The following is a 3,092-nucleotide window of genomic DNA, read 5'->3' on the forward strand; positions in this document are numbered from 1 at the left end:
TATATGAAATTGGACTTCGTCCTGAAGATGTTGTGTTTGAAGTTACTGAAACCCATCGCGCGACAGACATGGGCCCCAGGGGACCGGGGCGCGATGGATCACCCGCTGATAGACCTGATCAATGCCAAGATCGCCGAGGCCGAGAAGGACGGGGCCTTTGACACCCTGCCGGGCGCAGGCAAACCCCTGCCGCGCCTCGAGGATCCTGAAAACGCCCTGCGGAATCGGGTGATCGCGGAACACGGGGCCGAGCCCGAGTTTGTCACTCTTTCGCGGCAGTTGCGCCAGCTGCGGGCCGAGCTGGCCGAGGAAAGCGACCGGACCCGCCGCCGCGAGATCATGAAGGACATGTCGATGATGGAGGCGCGGATCGACCTGGCGCGCCGCGCCTATAGCCGCTGATGTGCGGTCGTTTCGCCGTCACCCTGCCGCCCGATGCGATGGCACAGCTGTTCGGGGCGGCCCCGGCCAACGACCTGGCCCCGGTGCCCAATTTCAACGTCTGTCCGACGGTGCAGATCAACGCCTGCGCACTTGGGGAAACCGGCCGCCAGCTGCGCCCGATGAGGTGGGGATTTATCCCGCATTGGTACAAGAAACCGAACGATGGCCCGCTGCTGATCAACGCAAGGGCCGAGACGATCGCGGAAAAGCCCGCCTTTCGCGCCGCCGCGCGGGAACGGCGCTGCCTGATCGCGATGGACGGCTTTTATGAATGGGACCGGGCAGGGGACGAAAAACTGCCCTGGTTCATCCACCGCAGCGATCGCGCGCCGCTGGTGGTGGCGGGCATCTGGCAGGACTGGTCCAGCCGCGAAGGGGGCGAGGTCGAAGACCGCATGGCCACCTGCGCCATCGTCACGACCGAGGCCAAGGGCCAGATGGCCGAGATCCACAATCGCATCCCCGTCTTCCTGTCGCCCGGTGACTGGGGCCTGTGGCTGGGCGAGGAAGGCAAGGGCGCAGCGCGCCTGATGCAACCGGCCGAGGATGATGTCTATGCGATGTACCGTGTCGGGAAAGAGGTAAACTCGAACCGCGCGAGCGGTCCGAGTTTGATTGAGCCATTGTAGCCGGGAGGTGATCAGTAATTGTTGCCAACGCCAAAACCCTGGGTCAGACCCAGGGCATTACCATTGCCGTTACTCGTACCATCACCACTTATTCCAGATAACAAACTACTCAATCCGGATCCGACGTCTTGTATGAGCCCGCCGACCTCAGCAAGGGTATATCCTAACCCTTCCGCTTGTCGGACGACCTCTTCGTCCTTGCCTATGACGTTGCCGTTTTCGTCAATCAGGTCTCCGAAGTCGACCGCCTCGGGTTTATCCCCCAGAATGATCTCTCCGTAGTAGGACGAGTTATAAGAGGACCGCCGGAACAGAAGCTCGGTGTCTTCCTGCACGATCAGCGACCAGGATTGATCCTTCGACAGGGCGTCGCTTTCCCAGGACCAGTCGTCGGCACGCACCGTGTGGGTGGTGTTGGCGAGATTGTAGAACTTGATCTCGTCGCCGGGCTGGGCGTGGACCTCGTCGGGGAAGAACGCCCCTCCGACCAGGTACACGGGGTGCACGATGCCGGTTGGATCGACCGGTTCAGGGGTATTGCCGCCGCCGGAACCACCGCCGCCGCCACCACCGCCACCACCGGACCCACCACCGCCGCAGATGCCGCGGGTGATGCAGTTCAGCCAGTCGCTGAACGGACCAGCCTGCGCAGGGGCGGCAAAGCCAAGCGCCAGGGACATCACCAGAACCGCCTGCAACAGCGTGGCCTTGATCCGGGTCATGAACATCTTGATCGTCATCGGCTTTGATCCTTTCACCGGACGCAACATGCGCCACGGTTTCCGTCACCGTCGTTATGCCAGCGGAATGTGGCGATCTTGGGCGGAATTTGGGTCATTTCAGGGCATCTTGACCGGAACAAGGAACATTCCTCCGGGCCGGGTGTTGTTTGTGAAAGGACACGCAACAGAGATAGGAGATCCTGTCATGGCACAAGCCGCCACCGCAAATGGCGCCGACAAGGCGCTCAAGACCGCTCAGACCAAGGGAAGTGCCGATGACGTGCGCGACCAGATCGCCGCGCTTCAGGCCGACATGGCCGAACTGACCCGTGCTGTCAGCGCCTATGGTAAGGCCAAGGGCGAAGACGCCCGCGCCGCCGCCGAGCTGCGCGCCGAGGAACTGAAGACCCGCGCCGAGAAGATGGGCCGCGACGCCGAGGCGCAGCTGCGCTCGGGCTATGCGCAGGCCGAAGGTGCCGTGCGTGAAAACCCGGCCGCCGCCGTCGGCATCGCCGCTGGCATCGGTTTTGTCCTTGGGCTGCTGTCGACGCGTCGCTGAGGCTGCTCATGTTCGGCTCGTTCATATATTCGCTGAAACTTTCGGTGCGTCGTGCAGGCTTTGGCCTGGGCGGCGCGCTTCTGATGCTGATCGGGCTGGGGTTCCTGACCGTGGCCGCCTGGATCGCCCTGGCCGAGGCGCGCGACACGCAGTTCGCCGCCATGGTGCTGGGCTTTGGCTACATTGGCCTTGGCGCGCTGGTCGCGGCCCTGGGATCGCGCCGCCCGCGCTACGTGGCACCGGCACCGGGACCCTTCGGGCTGTCCACCGGCGGCCTTGGGGCCGCCTTTGCCCAGGGCTTCGGGGCTGGGGCCGCGACGCGGACGGCCATGCGCCGGTAAGCGCGGATAAGCACTGCGATCCGGTCAGGACATGAGATTGCGAAAAGGCGCGGGGGATCCGCGCCTTTTCTTTTGGCTTGGCCCCTGTGTGATTGCACGTGTTGCAATCGGTGCATGCGCGGTGCACCACTTGCCGCAGTGACAGGCAGCAGACACGGCGACAGGCAGGACCAATGGCAGCAATCGTTTTTGACCTTGATGGCACGCTGATCGACGCGGCTGGCGACATCACCGCGATTTCCAACCGGCTGCTGGCGGACCGGGGCTTCGATCCGATCACCCTGGCCGATACCCACAGTTTCCTTGGCAACGGGGCCCCGACCTTCGTGGCGCGGATGCGGGCGGCACGGGGCGTGGGGGATGACCAGCACGCCGCGATGCTAGGCGAATTCGTCGA

6 protein-coding genes are annotated in these 3,092 nt (G+C 63.8%); 5 read left to right on the forward strand and 1 reads right to left on the reverse strand.

Annotated features, from left to right (window positions below; all coding sequences use genetic code 11):
- Positions 1-93: 93 nt before the first annotated feature.
- Together ACEQXV_RS10510 and ACEQXV_RS10515 are read left to right on the forward strand one after the other, a co-directional pair.
- Positions 94-402, forward strand: a complete 309-nt coding sequence (locus ACEQXV_RS10510) for a DUF1992 domain-containing protein (RefSeq protein ID WP_370269071.1) — start codon at positions 94-96, stop codon at positions 400-402.
- On the forward strand, positions 402-1,073 hold the full coding sequence (locus ACEQXV_RS10515) for an SOS response-associated peptidase (RefSeq protein ID WP_370269072.1): 672 nt from the start codon (positions 402-404) through the stop codon (positions 1,071-1,073). The genes ACEQXV_RS10510 and ACEQXV_RS10515 overlap by 1 nt, the downstream gene beginning before the upstream one ends.
- A gap of 11 nt (positions 1,074-1,084) precedes the next feature.
- Here ACEQXV_RS10515 and ACEQXV_RS10520 read toward each other — a convergent pair whose 3' ends face one another.
- Complete coding sequence (locus tag ACEQXV_RS10520; RefSeq protein WP_170848730.1) at positions 1,085-1,813, reverse strand: hypothetical protein; 729 nt, start codon at positions 1,811-1,813, stop codon at positions 1,085-1,087.
- A 187-nt stretch (positions 1,814-2,000) separates the two neighbouring features.
- Here ACEQXV_RS10520 and ACEQXV_RS10525 point away from each other — a divergent pair, with 187 nt between their 5' ends.
- The 3 genes from ACEQXV_RS10525 to ACEQXV_RS10535 form a co-directional block, all read left to right on the forward strand.
- Positions 2,001-2,354 carry a DUF883 family protein gene (locus ACEQXV_RS10525; protein ID WP_093453288.1) on the forward strand — a complete coding sequence of 118 codons (354 nt, stop codon included), beginning with the start codon at positions 2,001-2,003 and terminating at the stop codon, positions 2,352-2,354.
- Positions 2,355-2,362: 8 nt separating this feature from the next.
- Entirely contained in the window at positions 2,363-2,695 is a 333-nt protein-coding gene (locus ACEQXV_RS10530; protein WP_093452198.1) for a phage holin family protein, read from the forward strand.
- Between the two features lie 173 nt (positions 2,696-2,868).
- Positions 2,869-3,092: HAD hydrolase-like protein (locus ACEQXV_RS10535; protein ID WP_370269074.1), on the forward strand; the 224-nt coding region annotated here is incomplete at its 3' end.

Source organism: Nioella sp., assembly GCF_964229645.1.
Classification (GTDB): domain Bacteria; phylum Pseudomonadota; class Alphaproteobacteria; order Rhodobacterales; family Rhodobacteraceae; genus Nioella.